19 protein-coding genes are annotated in these 19802 nt (G+C 31.5%); all 19 read left to right on the top strand.

Annotated elements, in window-relative coordinates; all coding sequences use genetic code 11:
- Positions 1–63 precede the first annotated feature (63 nt).
- The 19 genes from hemZ (at position 64) to BQ5371_RS06215 (ending at position 19792) form a co-directional block, all read left to right on the top strand.
- Positions 64–1341 (top strand): coproporphyrinogen dehydrogenase HemZ, encoded by a 1278-nt coding sequence (hemZ, locus tag BQ5371_RS06305; protein ID WP_083377457.1) that lies wholly within the window; start codon positions 64–66, stop codon positions 1339–1341.
- A 25-nt stretch (positions 1342–1366) separates the two neighbouring features.
- A complete protein-coding gene (gene hisS, locus BQ5371_RS06300) occupies positions 1367–2611 on the top strand; it encodes a histidine--tRNA ligase (RefSeq protein WP_071133006.1) in 1245 nt (414 codons plus the stop codon).
- A 96-nt stretch (positions 2612–2707) separates the two neighbouring features.
- A complete protein-coding gene (gene aspS, locus BQ5371_RS06295) occupies positions 2708–4537 on the top strand; it encodes an aspartate--tRNA ligase (protein WP_071133005.1) in 1830 nt (609 codons plus the stop codon).
- The gene (nadD, locus tag BQ5371_RS06890; protein WP_083377456.1) at positions 4530–5792 is read left to right on the top strand and encodes a nicotinate (nicotinamide) nucleotide adenylyltransferase; all 1263 of its coding nucleotides are present in this window, start codon (positions 4530–4532) and stop codon (positions 5790–5792) included. Before aspS ends, nadD begins: the two co-directional genes overlap by 8 nt.
- Positions 5785–6126 carry a ribosome silencing factor gene (gene rsfS / locus BQ5371_RS06285; RefSeq protein WP_071133004.1) on the top strand — a complete coding sequence of 114 codons (342 nt, stop codon included), beginning with the start codon at positions 5785–5787 and terminating at the stop codon, positions 6124–6126. The genes nadD and rsfS overlap by 8 nt, the downstream gene beginning before the upstream one ends.
- A 26-nt stretch (positions 6127–6152) precedes the next feature.
- Positions 6153–8642 (top strand): leucine--tRNA ligase, encoded by a 2490-nt coding sequence (gene leuS, locus BQ5371_RS06280; RefSeq protein ID WP_071133003.1) that lies wholly within the window; start codon positions 6153–6155, stop codon positions 8640–8642.
- Between the two features lie 5 nt (positions 8643–8647).
- The gene (locus tag BQ5371_RS06275; protein ID WP_083377455.1) at positions 8648–10534 is read left to right on the top strand and encodes a ribonuclease J; all 1887 of its coding nucleotides are present in this window, start codon (positions 8648–8650) and stop codon (positions 10532–10534) included.
- A 16-nt stretch (positions 10535–10550) separates the two neighbouring features.
- On the top strand, positions 10551–10901 hold the full coding sequence (locus BQ5371_RS06270) for a YlbF family regulator (RefSeq protein ID WP_071133002.1): 351 nt from the start codon (positions 10551–10553) through the stop codon (positions 10899–10901).
- A gap of 32 nt (positions 10902–10933) precedes the next feature.
- On the top strand, positions 10934–11497 hold the full coding sequence (efp, locus tag BQ5371_RS06265) for an elongation factor P (protein ID WP_071133001.1): 564 nt from the start codon (positions 10934–10936) through the stop codon (positions 11495–11497).
- 31 nt (positions 11498–11528) lie between these two features.
- The gene (gene mltG / locus BQ5371_RS06260; RefSeq protein ID WP_071133000.1) at positions 11529–12581 is read left to right on the top strand and encodes an endolytic transglycosylase MltG; all 1053 of its coding nucleotides are present in this window, start codon (positions 11529–11531) and stop codon (positions 12579–12581) included.
- Positions 12582–13250 carry an O-methyltransferase gene (locus BQ5371_RS06255; protein WP_071132999.1) on the top strand — a complete coding sequence of 223 codons (669 nt, stop codon included), beginning with the start codon at positions 12582–12584 and terminating at the stop codon, positions 13248–13250.
- A gap of 12 nt (positions 13251–13262) precedes the next feature.
- Positions 13263–14516: a peptidase U32 family protein gene (locus BQ5371_RS06250; protein ID WP_071132998.1), complete on the top strand. Its 1254-nt coding sequence runs from the start codon at positions 13263–13265 to the stop codon at positions 14514–14516.
- Positions 14517–15824: a hemolysin family protein gene (locus tag BQ5371_RS06245; protein WP_071132997.1), complete on the top strand. Its 1308-nt coding sequence runs from the start codon at positions 14517–14519 to the stop codon at positions 15822–15824.
- On the top strand, positions 15817–16158 hold the full coding sequence (locus BQ5371_RS06240) for an Asp23/Gls24 family envelope stress response protein (RefSeq protein WP_071132996.1): 342 nt from the start codon (positions 15817–15819) through the stop codon (positions 16156–16158). Before BQ5371_RS06245 ends, BQ5371_RS06240 begins: the two co-directional genes overlap by 8 nt.
- Before the next feature lie 9 nt (positions 16159–16167).
- Positions 16168–16563 (top strand): transcription antitermination factor NusB, encoded by a 396-nt coding sequence (gene nusB / locus BQ5371_RS06235; protein WP_071132995.1) that lies wholly within the window; start codon positions 16168–16170, stop codon positions 16561–16563.
- Entirely contained in the window at positions 16556–17527 is a 972-nt protein-coding gene (locus BQ5371_RS06230; protein WP_071132994.1) for a tRNA (adenosine(37)-N6)-threonylcarbamoyltransferase complex transferase subunit TsaD, read from the top strand. The genes nusB and BQ5371_RS06230 overlap by 8 nt, the downstream gene beginning before the upstream one ends.
- Positions 17524–18681, top strand: coding sequence for an exodeoxyribonuclease VII large subunit (gene xseA, locus BQ5371_RS06225; protein ID WP_071132993.1), 1158 nt, complete (start codon positions 17524–17526; stop codon positions 18679–18681). Before BQ5371_RS06230 ends, xseA begins: the two co-directional genes overlap by 4 nt.
- Positions 18671–18880: an exodeoxyribonuclease VII small subunit gene (gene xseB, locus BQ5371_RS06220; RefSeq protein WP_205408036.1), complete on the top strand. Its 210-nt coding sequence runs from the start codon at positions 18671–18673 to the stop codon at positions 18878–18880. The genes xseA and xseB overlap by 11 nt, the downstream gene beginning before the upstream one ends.
- A gap of 24 nt (positions 18881–18904) precedes the next feature.
- Entirely contained in the window at positions 18905–19792 is an 888-nt protein-coding gene (locus tag BQ5371_RS06215; protein ID WP_071132992.1) for a polyprenyl synthetase family protein, read from the top strand.
- The last annotated feature ends 10 nt before the right edge of the window (positions 19793–19802 follow it).

Below are 19802 nucleotides of genomic sequence, written 5' to 3'. Positions count from 1 at the left end.
TGATTTTATAAAAAAATTAAATTTAAGACCTGACAGTTTTTTGTAGACTCAAATGAAAAAAATATTTCAGATAGAAGAGATTCACTAAAAAAGGAATTATATAAAATTTTATCTAAAATCACAGGCAAGTTTTATTCATGGGGTACATTAACAGGTGTCCATCCATTAAAACTTGCATATAAAGAAAAGCAAAAAATAGATGGTAATTTGTCAATTAAGATAGAAGATAGAATTAAGCAATTAAAACTAAATTTAAAAAATAGATATTTATTAGAAGATATAAAAGCAGATATTTTAATTGATATATTGAATTATCAAAATGATTTTGTTAGGGGAGCTGGAGAAGAATTGCCATATAATGATGGCAAGTTAGTAAGCTTATATATCGGGATACCTTTTTGCCCAACTAGGTGTTATTACTGTTCTTTTGCATCAGAAGTTACAGACTATTCTATTATAAAAAGCTATTTAAACTTGTTGATTGAAGAGATTAAATTTACTGGAGAAATAGCTATAAAAAATGGATATAGAATAGAGTCGCTTTATTTTGGCGGAGGAACGCCAACTATTCTTGACAAAATAGACCTAGAACTTTTAATTAATACGACTATCAATGCTTTTAAGATAAATCCTGAAAAAACTGAAATTACTATTGAAGCGGGAAGACCTGATACAATAACCAAGGGAAAATTGATAACAATTAATAAGTTCAATATAAATAGAATTAGCATTAATCCTCAGTCATTAAATCAAAAAACCTTGGATATTATTGGCAGAAAGCACAGCGTAAAGGATATTTATAATTCTTTTTATGAAGCTAGATTAAATAATATAAGTATTATAAATTCAGATATTATAGCTGGCCTTAAAGGTGAAGAAGTTAGGGACTTTAAAAATTCGCTAGATGAAATAATAAAATTAGGGGCTGAAAATATTACAATTCATACGCTTTCAGTAAAAAGAGGCTCGGAATTAAAAGAAGTTTCGCCTTATATATTTAGAGATGGCGAAAAAAAGGTTTATGAAATGTTAAGATATTCATATGATAAACTTAAAAATTCAGGATATAAACCTTATTATATATATAAACAAAAAAATCAAGTTGGAGGACTTGAAAATATCGGTTGGTGCAAAGAAAATGTGCACTCAATATATAATATTAGGATAATTGAAGAAAATCAGACCATTATTGCACTTGGTGCAGGGGGTATTGGTAAAAAATATTATCCTAATAAAAGTGAAACCGGTTTTTCGATCAAAAGAATTGCAAATCCTAGAAATTATAAAATATATATGGATAGATTTGATGAAATTTTAGAAAAAAAGAATTTGTATTTTTGATATATAAATTATTAAAGGAGATAAGATGAATATAAAAGCACCTAAGGGGACAAAGGATATTCTTCCAGCTGATTCATATAAATGGCAATTCATAGAGGACAATTTTTCAAAGATGGCTAGAGAATTCGGCTATGGTGAAATTAGAACTCCAATGTTTGAAAACACCGCACTTTTTAAAAGAAGCGTAGGAGAGACATCAGATATTGTTCAAAAAGAGATGTATACTTTTAATGACATGGGCAAAAGGAGCTTAACTCTTAAGCCTGAGGGAACATCTCCTGCGGTAAGAGCCTTTTCTTGTAGCACCGATGTTAGAGCTATTAAGCCACATAAATATTATTATGATATCCCATGCTTTAGATATGAAAATACACAAGAGGGAAGATATAGAGAATTTCACCAATTTGGAGTAGAAATTTTTGGTTCGGATTCTATGCTTTCAGATGCGGAAGTAATTGCCCTAGCAGACTCTTTTTTAAGAAAGATGGGAATAGATGATCTAGAACTAAGAATTAATAGCGTTGGTTGCAAAGAATGTAGACCTGTATATAGGAAGGCATTGCAAGACTATTTGATGCCTAATTTTTACAAATTAAGTGATGATAGCAAGAAGAGATTTGAAACAAATCCAATGAGAATACTCGATAGCAAAGAGGAATGTGATAAGGAATTAGTAGAAAATGCACCAACAATACTTGACTACCTATGTGATGACTGCAGAAAAGCATTTACTGATATAAAGCTCCTCCTTGATGAAATGAATATCGCTTATATTGTTGATTCGGGAATTGTAAGAGGTCTTGATTATTATACGAAAACAGCCTTTGAATTTATTTCAAAAAGACTTGGATCCCAAGGGACTGTGTGTGGAGGTGGAAGATATGACCATCTAGTAAAGGAGATAGGCGGGCAAGATTTGACAGGCGTTGGATTTGGAATGGGAAAAGAAAGACTTCTAATGCTAATGAGTGAAAATGGACATAATTTTGGTGGTATATATAAGCCGGACTACTTCGTAGCATTTGTATCTGATGAAGCAAGATTATATGCCATAAATCTTGTAAATGCTCTTAGAAATTCAGGTAAGTCTGCCATAATTGATGTATGTGAGAGAAAGTTAAAATCTCAGATGAAGCTTGCAGATAAGGTTGATGCAAAATATTCAATTATTATTGGAGAAGATGAAATAAATAGCAATAAATTGACAATTAAAGATATGACTACTGGAAATCAGATTAAAGTAGATAGGAATGAACTGCTTAGAGTTTAAGTTAAATATAAAGCAATAAAAAATATTAATAATAAATTAATAATAAATATAAAATAAGATATTAAATAAAGTAATAATAAAGAGAGAGGATAGATGATGTCCAATATTTTCAAAAGAACTCATATGTGCGGAGATCTTAGACTTAGTGATGAGGGTAAATCAGTCGTATTAAATGGCTGGGTTGCAAAACAAAGAAGCTTAGGCGGACTTATTTTCGTTGACATTCGTGACAAAAGTGGGATTACGCAGATAGTTATAAATGAAAATGCTAAAGACGAATTGATTAAAATTGCAAAGTCGCTTAGGTCTGAATTTGTAATAGGAGTTAAGGGAATTGTAAGAGAAAGAAATTCAAAAAATACTGCGATTGACACGGGAGATATTGAGATTGTTGCAGATGATATTATCATATATTCAAAGGCTGAAACACCGCCAATTTATATTAAAGATGATGACAATGCTTCTGACTCACTAAGGCTTAAATATAGATATTTAGATTTAAGAAAAAATAAGATGCAAAACAATCTTTCTACAAGGCATAAGGTGTGCAAGATAGCAAGAGATTATTTTGACGATAATAATTTTACAGAAGTTGAGACGCCATATTTGATAAAACCAACACCAGAGGGTGCGAGAGATTATCTAGTTCCTAGCAGGATAAAACAAGGTTCTTTCTATGCTCTTCCTCAAAGTCCTCAAATGTATAAGCAACTACTCATGATTGGAGGAACTGACAGATATTATCAAATTGTTAAATGCTTTAGGGATGAGGATCTAAGAGCGGATAGACAGCCTGAGTTTACACAAATTGACCTTGAAATGAGTTTTGTAGACCAAGATGAGGTAATAAAAATACAAGAGGGATTCTTAAAAAAGCTTATGAAAGAAATAAAGGGAATAGAGCTTCAATTACCTCTTCCAAGACTCTCATGGCAGGAAGCTATGGTTAGATTTGGTTCTGATAAGCCTGATACAAGATTTGGCTCAGAGTTAGTAGACCTATCGGAAGAGTTAAAGGATACATCATTCAAAGTCTTTTCTGACAACTTGATGAATGGTGGAGATATTAGAGGTATTTGTATTCCAAATGGAGCGAAAGAATTTTCAAGAAAGAAGATTGATAAGCTTACTCTTGAAGCAAAACAATATGGTGCAAAAGGAATTGTTTGGATAAAAAAGGAAGAGGGAAAATTCAATTCTTCCGTCAATAAGTTTTTTGATGAAAAAGAACTTGAAATTCTTATGAATAAATGTGCAAAAGGTGCTGAGATTAATCCTATACCTATGAAAGAGGATTCTACCTCAGACAGAAGAGCAGAGGATGGCGATATTGTATTTATATGTAGCGATAAGCCCAAAATTGTATATGATTCATTAGGATTTTTAAGGCGTAGAGCAAATGAGCTTCTAGGAAGAGTTGATCAAAATAAATTTAACTTCCTATGGGTTGTCGATTTTCCAATGTTTGAAATAAACGATGACGGGAATATTTCTGCTATGCATCATCCATTTACCAAACCAAAGATTGATGAAATTAGCCAAATAGATGAAAATGATATTCTATCACTAAAAGCCGATGCATATGATATTGTACTTAATGGAGTAGAGCTAGGTGGTGGCTCTATAAGAATTCACGACAGCATTATGCAGGCGAAAATGTTTGACATTCTTGGACTTAGCGAAGAAGAGTGTGAGGAAAAATTCGGATTTTTAATCAATGCTCTTAAATATGGAACACCTCCTCATGCGGGCCTTGCTTATGGACTAGATAGGATGGTAATGCTTCTTTTGGGCGAAGATAGCATAAGAGAAGTCATCGCTTTTCCTAAGAATCAAAATGCAGAAGAACCTGTAAGCAATGCTCCTGCACATTCAAGCAGCGAGCAGCTGAATGAACTAGGATTAGAATTAATTAAAAATGACTAGGATTGCTATATACGGAGGGACCTTTGATCCCATACATATGGGGCATCTCGAGGTTGCTAAGGCTGTCATAGAGGAAAAAGCTGCCGACAGATTATTCTTTATGCCAAATTATATCAGTCCATTTAAACAAGGTGAGATACATTCATCAGGTGAAGATAGAATCAATATGATAAATATTGCTATAAGAGATCTACCTAGTATTGAAGCATCAGATTATGAGATAAAAAGAAAATCCCCATCTTATACAATAGATACCCTAGAAGCATTTGAAAGAAAATTTTCTCATGATATATGCTTTGTGGCAGGAGCTGACTCAATAGATTCAATGGAAGAGTGGCATAGAGGGCCTGAGTTATTGTCAAAATTTAAGATAATCGCTGTAAAAAGAGTCGGATTTCCAATTGAAAAACTAATTGAAAAGATAGCATATTATAAGAAAAAGTTTAATTCAGACATAATTTTATTAAAAAAGATACCAAAATATATTTCTTCGTCGGCTATTAGAGATAATTTAATTTTAAAAGATGATATTTCAGAATATCTGACAGCTGAAGTTAGAGATTATATTTTAAAAAATGACTTATACAAAAATAATCTAAATAAATGCAAACTTGAGATAATTAAGAAATTAAATGACCCTAATAATATAAATAAAAATAAGCGAAAGTATAATAATTTTCTTATAGATGAAAATTTAAAATATAAACTAGAAAAACTTTTGACAAAAAAGAGATATATTCACAGCCTTGGTGTAGCTAATATGGCAAAAAGGCTTGCACGAATATATGGCATAGATGAAGATAAGGCTTATTTTTCAGGATATATTCACGATATGGCTAAATGCCTATCAGTTGAAGAATCAAATAGATATGTAAGATATTATGGTATTGATTATAAATATATAAATAATATTCAAATTGCCCATTCTAAGGTTGGAGCCAAGTTTGCTGAAGATGAACTGGGTGTCGAGGACATCGATATAATAAATGCTATATCATATCATACGACGGCAAGAGCCGAGATGAGCCTTCTTGAAGAAATTTTATATGTATCAGATGCGATTGAAATAAATAGGAAGTATAATGAGGTTGAAAGGCTAAGAAAAGAAGCAGAGATAGATTTAGATAAAATCTGCCTTTTTATACTCGATTTTTGCATAGAAGATTTAAATAAAAAAAATAAAGAGATTGATAGAGATACAATTCATGCCAGAGAATGGATTTTAAAAAAAATAAAAAGGAGAAATAATGAATAACAAAGAAATAGCCAGTCTGATAGCGGAAAAACTTTTAGATAGAAAAGCAAAGAATATTACTATTATAGATATAGGGGAAAAAAGCTCATTTGCTGATTTTTTCATAAATTTAACAGCCGGCTCGGAAAGACAGCTATCAGCACTTTCAGATTATGCCGAAGAAATTGCGATAGAATCCGGACTTGAAATTAAGAGTTCAACAGGGAAAAATAGCAAGGGTTGGATTCTAGTTGACTGCGGTGACATAATAATTAATATTTTTACAGAAAAGATGAGAGATAAGTATGATCTTGACAGATTGTGGAGTGACTGCGAAATAAAAACTATCGACTGATTATGATTTGTATTGAGGAGCGAAGAATGGAAGACAGATATAATTTTAAAAATATAGAAGATAAATGGCAAAAAATATGGAGAGATGAAAAGGCTTTTAAAACTGAGGACGAAGCTCTTGAGAATAAGGAGAAATACTATGTTCTTGAGATGTTCCCATATCCATCAGGAAAGTTACATATGGGCCATGTAAGAAATTATTCAATAGGAGATGTTATAGCTAGATTTAAAAAATTAGAGGGATATAATGTCCTACATCCAATGGGGTGGGACAGCTTTGGCTTGCCTGCTGAAAATGCTGCAATAAAAAATAAAATACATCCTGCTAAGTGGACCGATAGCAATATTAAAGCTATGCACGATCAACTTGACTCACTTGGACTGAGTTATGACTGGGATAGGGAAGTAGCAACGAGTAAACCTGAATATTATAAATGGACTCAGTGGCTATTTTTACAATTTTATAAGAACAATCTTGCATATAAAAAGGAAAGCTCAGTTAACTGGTGTCCAAGTTGCCAGACGGTTTTAGCAAATGAGCAGGTTGTAGATGGCAAGTGTGAACGATGTCATACATCGGTTACAAAGAAAAAACTAAGTCAGTGGTATCTTAAAATTACTGACTATGCCGACAGATTGCTTGAAGGCCTAGATGATATGAAAGGTTGGCCGGACAAGGTCAAGCTTATGCAAAAAAACTGGATTGGAAAGTCAAGCGGTGCAGAAGTTGATTTTAAATTAAAAAATTTAAATAAAAATATTAAAGTATATACGACTAGGCCCGATACAATATATGGAACAACTTTTATGGTGCTTGCTCCTGAACATCCTTTGGTAGATGAAATAGTTAAGTCTACTGAGTATGAAAATGATGTAAAAGCTTATCAAAAAGAATGCACGAATAAATCAGAGATGGAGAGGACGGCTGTTAAGAAAGAGAAGTCAGGAATCTTTATAGGAGAATATGCAATTAATCCTGTAACTAATTCCGAGATTCCGCTTTTTATCTCGGATTATGTAATGATGGACTATGGTACAGGTGCTGTTATGGGTGTTCCTGCTCACGATCAGCGCGACTTCGATTTTGCGAAAAAATTTAATCTTGATATTATTCCCGTTATTGAACCACCTAAGGATAGTAAAATTGATGTAAATAACCTTACTGAAGCATTCCAAGCAGAAGGCATTATGATTAATTCAGGTGATTACAATGGAATGGATAATAGTAAAGCAATACCTAAGATTATAAGTGAGTTAAAATCAAGTGGACTTGCAGAGCCAAAGGTTCAATATAAGCTAAGGGATTGGCTTATTTCTAGGCAGAGGTATTGGGGGACGCCTATTCCTATGATTTACTGTGATACCTGTGGCTGGGTAATGGAAAAGGAGGAAAACCTACCAGTTTTACTTCCTACTGATGTTGAATTTAGTGGAAAAGGTGAATCACCAATTACAACATCGAAAAGCTTTTTAGAGTGTGAATGTCCGGTATGCGGGAAAAAAGCAAGAAGAGAAGTTGATACGATGGATACCTTCCTTGACAGCTCTTGGTATTTTTTAAGATATTCCGATCCTAAAAATAAGGATAATCCTTTCGAGAGGGACAAGGCTGATTACTGGATGAATGTGGATCAATATATTGGTGGCGTTGAGCACGCAATTTTGCATCTTCTATATAGCAGATTTTTTACAATGTTTATGTCTGATATTAATCTAGTTCCGGCTAAAGAACCTTTTGAAAATCTTCTTACACAAGGTATGGTTATTAAGGACGGAGCCAAGATGAGTAAATCACTTGGAAATGTTGTAAGTCCAGAAGAAATTCAAAACAAATACGGGGCTGACACGGCCCGTCTGTTCATGCTATTTGCTGCTCCGCCTGAAAAAGAACTTGAATGGTCAGATAAAGGAGTTGAAGGTAGTTATAGATTTTTAAATAGGCTATATAGACTCGTTACCGATTTTATAAATGAAAGTGCTGACAAAGTTTTAAGTACCAAAGAAATTATAATAAAGGATGATAAAGATAGAGAATTAAATTATATTCTTAATAATACAATAAAAAAGATTACAAATGATTTAAGTAACAGATTTAACTTCAATACTGCAATAGCTTCTATAATGGAGCTTGTAAATGAATTATATAAATATAAACAAAATGAAGGTATTAATTTTCCACTACTAAATGATGCTATTAATAAATTGGTAATAATTTTAAATCCTTTCGTTCCTCATATAACTGAGGAGTTATATGAGAAGTTAGGTCATGAGAAAAAAGTTTTTGAAATAAACTGGCCTTCCTACGATGAAAATGCACTTATAAAAGATGAGATTGAAATTATAATTCAAATTAATGGTAAGCTAAGAGCTAAGCTTATGATTCCAAATAATTATACAAAGGAGATGATGGAAAGCGAAGTATTAACAAGTGACAAGATAAAGCCATTTATTGAAGGAAAAGATGTCGTTAAGGTAATTGCGATACCTAAAAAACTTGTTAATATTGTTGTTAAATAATAGAAATGAATACAAATAATAATAAAAAAAGAAATAAGAATAATAATCAAAACAATGATATTATTAATAATGCAACAAAAGGAGTTGTGTCACCAAAGGCAAGGACTAAAAATTCGAATAAAAAGAATTTAAATACAAATATAAGTAATAAAAATAATAATAAAAATCACAACAATCATAATAATAAGAATAACAAGTATAATAATAAAAATAGCAAAAACAAAATCGTTGCTAAAAATGAGGAACTTAAAATTATTCCGCTTGGCGGTCTAAAGGAAATAGGGAAGAATATAACAGCCTTAGAATGTATGAATCAAATTCTCATAATAGACTGTGGGCTGTCATTTCCTGAAGATGATATGCTAGGTATTGATGTAGTCATTCCTAATTTTTCATATCTAAGGGACAATATGGAAAAAATTAAGGGACTTATTATAACACATGGTCACGAAGATCATATAGGTGGAGTACCATATCTTTTGCAACAGATAGATGTACCGATTTATGCTCCTCCATTGGCAAGATGCCTTATACAAAATAAGCTTAAAGAATTTAGAGGAATTAAACCTGAAATTTATGATATAAATCCAAAGGATGTTTTTAACCTTGGTATATTTAATATAGAAGCTGTTAGAACGAATCATAGCATTGCAGATGCTGTCGCTTTTTATATTAAAACACCGGGTGGTAATGTTTTTCATACTGGAGACTTTAAAATAGATTACACTCCTTTAGATGGTAAGATTATAGATTTAGGTAGATATGCCCAGATAGGTAAAGAAGGCGTAGATGTACTGCTTAGCGAAAGTACAAATATTATGAAGCCAGGATTTACACCATCGGAAAAAACCGTTGTAAATTCCATGAATAAGATATTTGATGAGACGGACAGCAGAATTATTATCGCTACATTTTCTTCTAATGTATATAGAATTAAATATTTCATGGAAGAGTCTATAAAACATGGAAGAAAAATTGCAATTTCCGGAAGGTCTATGGAGAATGTTATTGCAATTTCAAGAGAATTAAATTATCTTAATATACCTGAAACAGCCTTCGTTGATATTAGACAAATAAAGGGAATACCTGACAATAATATTACTATAATAACAACGGGAAGTCAGGGAGAGCCAATGTCAGCCTTAACAAGGATGGCAAATGATATGCACAAGGCTGTAAGATTAAAAAAGGGTGATGTAGTGGTATTTAGCTCCTCACCTATACCGGGAAATGACAGAGCTGTTACAGATATAGTAAATAAACTATATGAAAAGCAGGTAGAGGTAAAGCTATCAGATTTTCTTGATATTCATGTGTCCGGTCATGCTTGCAGGGAAGAACATAAGCTTATTCACGCCTTGTTAAAACCAAAGATGTTCATACCAGTTCATGGTGAATACAGGCATCTAATTGAGCACGCTAAATTAGCATCAGAGCTTGGAATGAGCCAGAAGAAGATATTCGTAATGAGCAATGGCGATGAGCTTTCAATTAGAAATAAAATCACAAAACTTGAAAGAAACAAGGTAAATGCTGAAGCTGTATTGGTCGACGGATATGGAATTGGTGACATTAGTGATGTTGTTTTAAGAGATAGAAAACAGCTTTCAGAATCAGGACTTATATCGGTTGTTGTTGCAATAGATAAGAACAATTGCATCATGATTTCAAATCCTGAGCTCACCACCAGAGGGTTTATATATGTAAAAAATAATGAAACATTAATTCAGGAATCAATTGAAATTTCAAGGCAGTCAATTCAAAAATGTCTTGATAGAAAGACCACTGATTTTAACACATTAAAAAATGCTCTTAGAAACGATTTAAGGAGCTTTATATATAAGAAAACAAAAAGAAGTCCGATGATTCTTCCGGTAGTTTTATATGTATAATTTTAAGGAGGCTTAGATGAATGTTTATGAAGAAGCTCATAACTTATCTCGTGCTATTAAGCTTAGCAACGAATATAAGGAGCTTCATGATATTAAAGAAGTAATTAAAGACGATGCTGAACTAAATGAGATGATAAATAATTTCAATAAGATGCAAGTTGAAATGCAGGCTAAAATTATTTCTGGAGAGATTAATCAGAGCGAAATGATGAGCCAAATGCAGGGAGTTATGACCATGCTTCAAGGAAAACCCATTGCTATAAAATATATTGAAGCACAGGCAAGATTTTCTATGATGATGAAGGATGTATATGAAATTATATCTGAAGCCATAGATTTTAATCCAAATGAATTATTTAATAGTTAATAATATTTATAAAGGAAAAGAGGTAAAATAATATGATTACAGCAGGTGATTTTAGAAAAGGAATAACATTTGTAATAAATGGGGAACCCCATGTTGTTATCGACTTTCAGCATGTAAAACCGGGAAAAGGAGCTGCATTTGTTAGAACTAAGTACAAAAATATTATAACGGGTGCAACAAGAGAAGAAGCTTTTAATCCAAATGACAAATTTGACAATGCACAGATTGATACAAAGACCATGCAATATCTATACAACGATGGTGAATTATACTATTTCATGGATAATACTACCTATGAACAGGTACCTCTTGACGCATCAAAGGTATCTGAAGCAATAAAATATATTCGTGAAAATGATATGGCTACAATAAGATTTTATGATGGAATGGCTTTTGATGTGCAAGCACCTAATTTTGTCGATCTTAAGGTTATTGAAACTGAGCCAGGCATCAAGGGAGATACAGCAACAAATGTTACAAAGCCTGCTACGGTTGAAACGGGAACAGTTATTCAGGTGCCTATTTTTATAGAAGAAGGAGAAAAAATCCAAATTGATACTAGGAAGGGTGAGTACCTAGGCAGATCTAAAGAATAGTCGTATAAAAATTTTAAAGGAGCTTATCCGCATGAAAAAATCTATAAAAATCGCAACGAAAATTATTTTATTCATACTTATAATTCTTGCAATATTCTTCGGTTCTCTATCTTATTTAAATAAACCTAAGGATAAAAATGATGAATCATTTAAAACGATAAGTATAGAAAAGGGATATTCTACAGATGATATTGCCAGTGCTCTTTACAAGGAGGGCGTAATATCAAGTAAAAAAAGCTTTAAGATTATTTCAAGAATTTATAGGTTCGATGGAAAATATCAGGCAGGAACATATGCTATTTCACCAGCTATGAGGCCGAGGATTATAGCGAAAAAAATTGCAGATGGAAAGGTAGAAGCTAAGATATTCACGATTCCTGAAGGCTTTAGTATCTTACAAATTGCTGATAGGCTTGACAAAAATAAGATTGTAAGAAAAGATGATTTCTTAAAAGCAGTTAGATCTAAATCTTATGACAAAAACTTTAAATTTTTAAATAATGCTCAATCAGGAGATAATCACCTAGAGGGGTACTTATATCCACTGACATATCATGTGGCAGTTAATGCAACATCTCAGCAGATTGTCGAGTCAATGCTCTCTGAAACATCAAAATTCTTTACCAAGGAGAATGAAGAAAAGGCGAAAAAGCTCGGATATAATTTAAATGAGATAATGATAATAGCTTCGCTTATTGAACGGGAAGCGGGAATAGATGAGGATAGAGGTAAGATCGCTAGTGTTATTTACAATAGGCTAAAAATAGATATGCCACTTCAGCTATGTTCTAGCGTTCAATATGCTCAGAGCTTAGCTGGACTTCCACATAAAGAGGATTTAAGCATAGAAGACACTCAATTTGATTCACCTTATAATACATATATACATAAGGGTTTACCGGCAGGCCCAGTCTGTTCTCCAGGTAAAAAATCAATTGAGGCTGCATTAAATCCTGAAAAAACAGATTATCTATACTTTGTTTTAAGTGGAAAGCTTGACGGTAGCTCAGAATTTTCAAAAGATATATCGGATTTTGAAAAGAATAAAGAGTCATATACTAAGGCTAGAGAGAAAAAGAACTAAATGTATATTACTGATGAGAAGGTTACTGAATATATTAACAAATTTTATATGCCTCTAAATATAAAGCTTGATAAACTAAGAAAAAAATGTGAAGAAGATAATATTCCTCTTATACTTAGAGAAACCGAGTCTTTTTTACAAATTCTTATTAGGATGAAAAAACCAAGTAAGATACTAGAAATTGGAACTGCATATGGTTATTCAGCCTCATTCTTTGCTTCAATAACTACGAATGCTGAGATTCATACTATAGAAAAAAATAATGAATTATATAAAATAGCAAGAGAAAATATTAAGCAGATTGGAGTAAATGATAGAATAAAGTGCATTTTTGGCGATGCACTGACAGTATTAGATGAGCTTAGGTATCCTAGATGTGATAATATGGAACATTATAAGTATGACATGGTCTTTATTGATGGAGCAAAGAGCAGGTATAAGGAGATTTTTGACAAATCAATTGAGCTATGTGATAAAAATGCTTTAATAATCTGTGACAATGTTTTGCTAAAAGGATCTATTGCCGATAATAAATTCGATGCTAGAAGAAGGCATAGGACCAATATAAAAAGGATGAAAGAATTTATAGACTATATAAATTCTAAGGCTAATATTACATCATCACTTGTAAGCTGTGGAGATGGATTGCTTATATCAATATTAAATTGAATCGGAGATTAAATGATTGAATTGTTAGCCCCTGCGGGCGACCTTGAAAAATTAAAGACAGCTGTAAAATATGGAGCTGATGCCGTATATTTTGGTGGGAATTTCAGCCTTAGAGCAGCTGCTGGTAATTTTACAATAGAAGAGATAGAAGAAGGAATAGATTTTCTCCATACAAATAATTGCAAGGGATATTTAACCTTAAATATCTACGCACATAATTATGACATTGAATCTCTATCTAATTATTTAAAATCTATTAAACATATACCTATTGACGCATTTATTATTTCTGATGCGGGCATTTTGATGTTGATAAAAGAGATATTGGGAGATGCTGAAATTCATCTAAGCACCCAAGCGAACACCACAAACTATCTATCAGCTAGATTTTGGATAGATAATGGAGTATCAAGGATTGTTACAGCAAGAGAAATGAGTATTGATGAAATAAAAACCTTTAGAGAGAATATTCCTAAGGATATTATTATCGAGTCATTTGCACATGGAGCAATGTGTATGTCATATTCGGGAAGGTGCCTGCTTAGCAATTTTATGACAGGTAGAGATGCAAATAAGGGTGCTTGTACTCATCCATGTAGATGGAAGTATAGGCTGGTAGAAGAAGAAAGACCAAATGAATATTATCCTATTGAAGAAGACTCTAGAGGAACATATATTTTAAACTCTAAAGACCTATGTATGATCGATTCGATCCCAGAGATGATTAACGCAGGAATTAGTTCCTTTAAAATTGAGGGGAGAAATAAAAGTGCATATTATGTAGCTACTGTAGTTTCAGCTTATAGATATGCTATTGATTCATATCTTGAAAACCCCAAAGATTATAAATTTGATTATAAATGGCTCACTGAACTTTCTAAGGCAAGTCATAGAGAATTTTCCCATGGATTTTATTTTAATAAGCCAAGCTCTGATGATTCAACCTATGATACAAGTGACTATGTTCGAGATTATACTTTTATAGGTATTATAAAAGAGTATGATGAAAAAACCGGTTATGCTACAGTTGAACAGAGGAATAAAATGGTAAATGGAGATGAAATAGAAATCTTCGGTCCACCATCAGAAATGAAAGCCTTATATGGCAAGGGAGTTTACTTCGTCGAAGAGGTTATTGATGAGATGTATGATGATAAGAATAAATTGATAGATTCAGCACCTCATCCAAAGCAGATTTTAAAAATAAAGTTTAAAAATAAAGTAAATGCAGGTTTTATTATGAGAAAAAAGGAGATTGCTAAATAAATGAATTCTGACATAAGTGACTGGCAAACATATATATTTTTTATACTAATTATATTAAATATTATAATTCACACATTCATTGTTGCATCAGGGAAGGCTTTAGATTTTATCGATAGAAGTGCAGTAAAGGAAATGAAAGCATCTGAGCCTTGTAACTCTAAAAGGATTGATCTGGTTCTAAGACTTACAGAAAATCCTAATAAATACAGATTTGCTAATACTGTAATTAGCAATATACTTCTTGTAATTAACTTTCTTATCTTAAATATATATTTATTAAATTCATATGATAATAAACATCTATTCTTATTTAATGCCTTATTTATATTAATTTGGCTTATAATATCGGAGTTTTTACCAGCAAGACTAGCAGTACAAGTTAGCGATAAATGTGCTATTCTTTTGATTTATTTTCAAAAGATAATATGCATTATAGGTTGGCCATTTGTTAAATTATCGATATTACTATCTAATATCTTTCTTATAATTTTAAGAAAGGATACCGATATAGATGATGCCTCATTTTCAGAAGATAGGATTAAATCTCTAATAGATAGAAGCACTGAGGTTGGAGAGCTGAAAGAAGAAGCCAATAAGATGATAGACAGCATCTTTGAGTTCGATGATCTCCTCGCATATGAAATAATGACACCTAGAACAGATGTTTTTATGATAGATATTGAGGACAATATTGATGAGTATTTAAAAGAACTCATGGAGATGAAATACTCAAGAATTCCAGTTTATGACGGTGATTCAGACAATATTATCGGGATAATGCATATTAAAGACTATCTACTTACAGCTTTAGACAAAGGAATTGAAAATGTTGATATAAAGAAAATACTTAGAGAGCCACATTTTATACCTGAAACAAAAAATATTGATACTCTTTTTGTCGAATTACAGAAGAAAAAACAGCATATGGCGATATTGATAGATGAATATGGCGGTTTTAGTGGAATTGTAACTCTTGAAGATTTAATTGAGCAGATAGTAGGAGATATAGATGATGAATTTGATGAGGTTGATAGGGTTATAAAAAAGATTAGCGATAATATATTTATCGTTGATGGAAATGTCTATCTTGATGATTTAAATGAAGAAATTGGAATATCTTTAGAGTCTTCAACAAGTGAAACCATAGGTGGATATATTATTGATTTAATGGGAGAAGTACCTAAGGATGGGGGAAATTATGAGCCGATAAAGAGCGATAATTATAAATTTTCAATCTTAGAAGTAAAGGACCATAGGATAGAAAAAGTTAAAATTGAACTCATCGATGGTGATATGAAAAATGCCTAAAGCTCAAATTTTAAATAAATATAGAGAAGAAAAGATAATTAAATTTATTTTAAAAGAAATTCCAAAGATAAATGGTATATATAGCTTAAATATTAAGAGAAATATTATTCTTAAGAGGTTTGTTACTGAAGACAGCACAAAATTTACAGGGATAAAGATAACAAATTTTGACCAAGGCATTCAAATTGAGTTACATATTTTGATTTATTATGGGAGCAATATACCACAGCTTTGTTATGAAATACAGCAGAGAGTTAAAGAATTTATTGAATCTGAGATAGGATTAAAAATACTTTCTATTGACATAACAGTGGATGGAGTCATATATGAGTAAGGGAATAATATGGAAAAAAAGATTTTAAGAGAAAAGATAATGCGTGTTATTTTTCAAATGGAAGCTCATGGTATTTTCGACTATGAAAAGCTTGACATAATTGAAGAAGATAAAAAAATAATTAATAATAAAAGAGCAATAGAGATCTTTCAGCTTATAAAGGATCACCATTTGGATATAGACAAAATTATTGAAGAACATACCTCAGGTTGGACTATTAATAGAATATCAAAGACGGATCTTGCAATTTTAAGAACAGCAGTTGCTGAGATGATATATGTGAAAGAGATTCCTATTGCTGTATCAATAAATGAGGCTGTCGATATTGCAAAAAAATATGGAAATGAAAGATCTTTCGCTTTTATAAATGCGATATTAAGAAAAATTGGAGAAGATATTGAATAATTATACTCTTGGGATAGATACATCTAATTATAAAACATCAATTGCACTTGTTGATGAAGATGATAAGCTTGTTTATTCTAGGTCGGAATTTCTTGATGTAAAAAAGGGAAGTTTAGGACTTAGGCAGCAAACAGCTTTTTTTATGCACAATAGTAAATTGCCTATTTTTATTGATGAAGCAATTAAATATTCAAATTATAAAATAGGAAAAATTGGTGTATCTAAAATACCAAGAAATATGCCTGATTCATATATGCCTGTATTTATGGCAGGATATAATATTGCAAGGGTTTTATCTTCAGCACTTAATATACCTATTTATGAATATTCACATCAAGAAGGGCATATAGAAGCATCTGTCCATAATTATATGGATAGTATAAGCTTTCCGTCGGCGATAATGCATCTATCGGGTGGTACATCAGAGGTTTTGAAATTTAGCCTGTATAAAAATGAAGAAAATATTTTGCATTATGATACTAAAATAATAGGCGGGAGCAAGGATATAAGCATTGGACAGCTCTTTGATAGAATAGGTGTAAATTTAAATTTTAATTTTCCTTCCGGTAAATATCTAGATGAATATGCACTAAATCATATAAATATTTTAGATGATGTTGACATAAGGAAAGAAAAATTGTCATATATTAAGCTTAATGATGGGTTTTTTAATTTATCAGGACTTGAAACTCAGATGAAAAAAACACTTGATATTAAAAATATTCCACTATTATTTTATCTCATAACTGACCTACTATATCGAATATCGGAAGAGATATATAATAAAATAGGTATAAGGCAAATCTATATGTGCGGAGGAGTATCCGAGAGCAATTTTATTAGATATATGATGAGGCAGATGATAGAAATAGATAATTCACCATTTAAAGTAATTTTTCCGGAGAAAGGACTTTCGGGTGATAATGCCATAGGAGTTGCATGGCTTGCAAATAAAAACAAATGAAACCAATAACAGTATCAACATTAAATAAATATATTTCGGATAAGTTAAGGAAGGACATTAACCTTTCTAAACTTGTAATTATTGGAGAAATATCGGGATTTCGCAAAAGAGCAGGTAGACATTTATATTTTGACCTAATTGATAGTGAAAGCAAGATAAGCTGCACAATATGGGAATCTCAAAGATATTTAATTGATGAAAATATAATTGAAAATGGCAAAAGCATTATAGCGGTAGGCTCCATTAGTCCATATGCTAAGAATGGTACCTATTCTTTAAATATTAACCATGTAGAAGAAAAAGGTAAAGGTTCTGAGCAAGAAGCATTTGAAAAATTAAAAAGAAAATTAGAATATGAAGGTCTTTTTGACATAAAATATAAAAAAGAAATACCATCTTTTCCTAAGTGCATAGGAGTAATAACTGCTGCAAATGGAGCAGCTGTAGAAGACATAAAAAAATCTATCACATATAAAAATGATTATGTAAACATATTAATCTTTGATGCTATAGTTCAGGGGAAAAATGCTCCTAAAAGCATAATAGATGCTATAATGCTTGCAAATATGCTTAATAAAAATAATAAAATTAAGATAGATACATTAATTGTTGGAAGAGGCGGGGGTTCAGCTGAAGATCTATCCTGTTTTAATGATGAAAATTTGGCTAGGGCAATTTTTACATCTAAAATTCCAATAATATCAGCAGTTGGACATGAAACAGATTTTACCATAGCGGACTTTGTTTCCGATGCAAGGGCAAATACTCCAACGGGAGCAGGTGAAATGGCGGTAATGAACACTTTTGAACTAAAAGAAGATATAACCAATTTAAAAAAATATATTAATGAAAATATAATAACAAAAATTAAATATGAAAGAAGCTTATTTCAAAGCTTAACAGAGCTATTATATAGCAATATAAATGTTAAATTGCAAAATGAAAGATCTAAGCTTGAAAAAGCAGAGCTATATTTAAATGAAAATAATCCATTAAATATTCTTTCAAAGGGATATTCGCTAGTTAGAAATAAAAATGGAAATACCATATCAAATATTAATCAAATTGACATAGGTGAAGAGTATAATGTAGTAATTCAGGATGGAAATTTTGATGTAAGAGCTATTTCAAAAGAGGAGAATGATGATGAGTAATATGCCTGAAAAAGAAAAAACATTTTTAGAGTCCTTAGAGATATTAAAAAATAATGCAAATGAAATAGGAAAGCAGTCTACAAGTTTAGAGGATAGCCTTAAACTCTTTGACGAAGGAATGAAAGAAGCTAAGTTTTGCGAAGATATTTTAAATAATGCTGAGCAAAAAATAGAAATTTATAGAGCAGAAAATGAATAATAAATTAATAATTTTGGTGAAAAAATGAAAAATTATAATGAATATAAAAAAATAATTGATGAAAATTTAATTAAATATATTCCAAGCATAGATTCTAAGGTTGCAATACTAAGAGAAGCCATGGAATATAGCCTTTTGGCTGGAGGGAAAAGAATTAGACCTGTTCTTCTCTTGGCATCATGCGATTTTGCAAATGGAAATATTGATGAAGCATTGCCTTATGCCTGTGCAATCGAATATATCCATACATACTCTCTAATACACGATGATTTACCAGCAATGGATAATGACGATTTAAGAAGGGGTAAGCCTACTAGCCATAAGATGTTTGGAGAGGATATTGCAATCTTGACAGGAGATGCTTTGTTAAATACAGCTTTTGAAATTATGATGAAAAATATTATGGAGTTACATGATATTGATAAAATTCGTAATCATATCAAGGCTATATATCAAATAACAAAGAATTCAGGAATATATGGAATGATAGCAGGGCAGGTTGCCGATGTATCAAATCTTCAAAATAAATGTGATGATGAAATTATTAAATTTATTAATGAAGGTAAAACTGCAAGACTTTTGCAGGCGTCTATAATTTCAGGTTTAAATCTAGCAGGAGCTGATGAAGATATTATTAATGATTTTGATGATTATGCTTATCAGCTTGGAGTCTCATTTCAGATAGTTGATGACATTTTAGATATTACAAGTACATCTGAAGAACTTGGAAAAACAATAGGTAAAGATGCAAGAGATGATAAAACAAATTATGTTAATTTACATGGAATTGCTGAGGCAAAAAAGCATCTCAAAAAGTCAACGGAACTTGGACTAAGTGCTATTTCAAAATATGATGAAAGAGCTGACTTTTTTAGAACACTTTTGGTTAAATTAGAAAAAAGAACAAAATAGGATTTATTTG

Origin of the sequence: Alterileibacterium massiliense (assembly GCF_900104645.1) — a bacterium.
Classification (GTDB): Bacteria; Bacillota; Clostridia; order Peptostreptococcales; family Anaerovoracaceae; genus Alterileibacterium; species Alterileibacterium massiliense.
This window is presented reverse-complemented; position numbering and strand designations above follow the sequence as displayed.

What these genes read in the sequence shown, in the direction of transcription:
- BQ5371_RS06245 (WP_071132997.1), top strand. Translation starts at nt 14,517, where the DNA reads ATGAATTCTGACATAAGTGACTGGCAAACATATATATTTTTTATACTA.
- efp (WP_071133001.1), top strand. Translation starts at nt 10,934, where the DNA reads ATGATTACAGCAGGTGATTTTAGAAAAGGAATAACATTTGTAATAAAT.
- BQ5371_RS06275 (WP_083377455.1), top strand. Translation starts at nt 8,648, where the DNA reads ATGAATACAAATAATAATAAAAAAAGAAATAAGAATAATAATCAAAAC.
- mltG (WP_071133000.1), top strand. Translation starts at nt 11,529, where the DNA reads ATGAAAAAATCTATAAAAATCGCAACGAAAATTATTTTATTCATACTT.
- hisS (WP_071133006.1), top strand. Translation starts at nt 1,367, where the DNA reads ATGAATATAAAAGCACCTAAGGGGACAAAGGATATTCTTCCAGCTGAT.
- aspS (WP_071133005.1), top strand. Translation starts at nt 2,708, where the DNA reads ATGTCCAATATTTTCAAAAGAACTCATATGTGCGGAGATCTTAGACTT.
- leuS (WP_071133003.1), top strand. Translation starts at nt 6,153, where the DNA reads ATGGAAGACAGATATAATTTTAAAAATATAGAAGATAAATGGCAAAAA.
- BQ5371_RS06215 (WP_071132992.1), top strand. Translation starts at nt 18,905, where the DNA reads ATGAAAAATTATAATGAATATAAAAAAATAATTGATGAAAATTTAATT.
- BQ5371_RS06250 (WP_071132998.1), top strand. Translation starts at nt 13,263, where the DNA reads ATGATTGAATTGTTAGCCCCTGCGGGCGACCTTGAAAAATTAAAGACA.
- BQ5371_RS06270 (WP_071133002.1), top strand. Translation starts at nt 10,551, where the DNA reads ATGAATGTTTATGAAGAAGCTCATAACTTATCTCGTGCTATTAAGCTT.
- xseB (WP_205408036.1), top strand. Translation starts at nt 18,671, where the DNA reads ATGATGAGTAATATGCCTGAAAAAGAAAAAACATTTTTAGAGTCCTTA.
- nadD (WP_083377456.1), top strand. Translation starts at nt 4,530, where the DNA reads ATGACTAGGATTGCTATATACGGAGGGACCTTTGATCCCATACATATG.
- rsfS (WP_071133004.1), top strand. Translation starts at nt 5,785, where the DNA reads ATGAATAACAAAGAAATAGCCAGTCTGATAGCGGAAAAACTTTTAGAT.
- BQ5371_RS06255 (WP_071132999.1), top strand. Translation starts at nt 12,582, where the DNA reads ATGTATATTACTGATGAGAAGGTTACTGAATATATTAACAAATTTTAT.
- BQ5371_RS06240 (WP_071132996.1), top strand. Translation starts at nt 15,817, where the DNA reads ATGCCTAAAGCTCAAATTTTAAATAAATATAGAGAAGAAAAGATAATT.
- xseA (WP_071132993.1), top strand. Translation starts at nt 17,524, where the DNA reads ATGAAACCAATAACAGTATCAACATTAAATAAATATATTTCGGATAAG.
- nusB (WP_071132995.1), top strand. Translation starts at nt 16,168, where the DNA reads ATGGAAAAAAAGATTTTAAGAGAAAAGATAATGCGTGTTATTTTTCAA.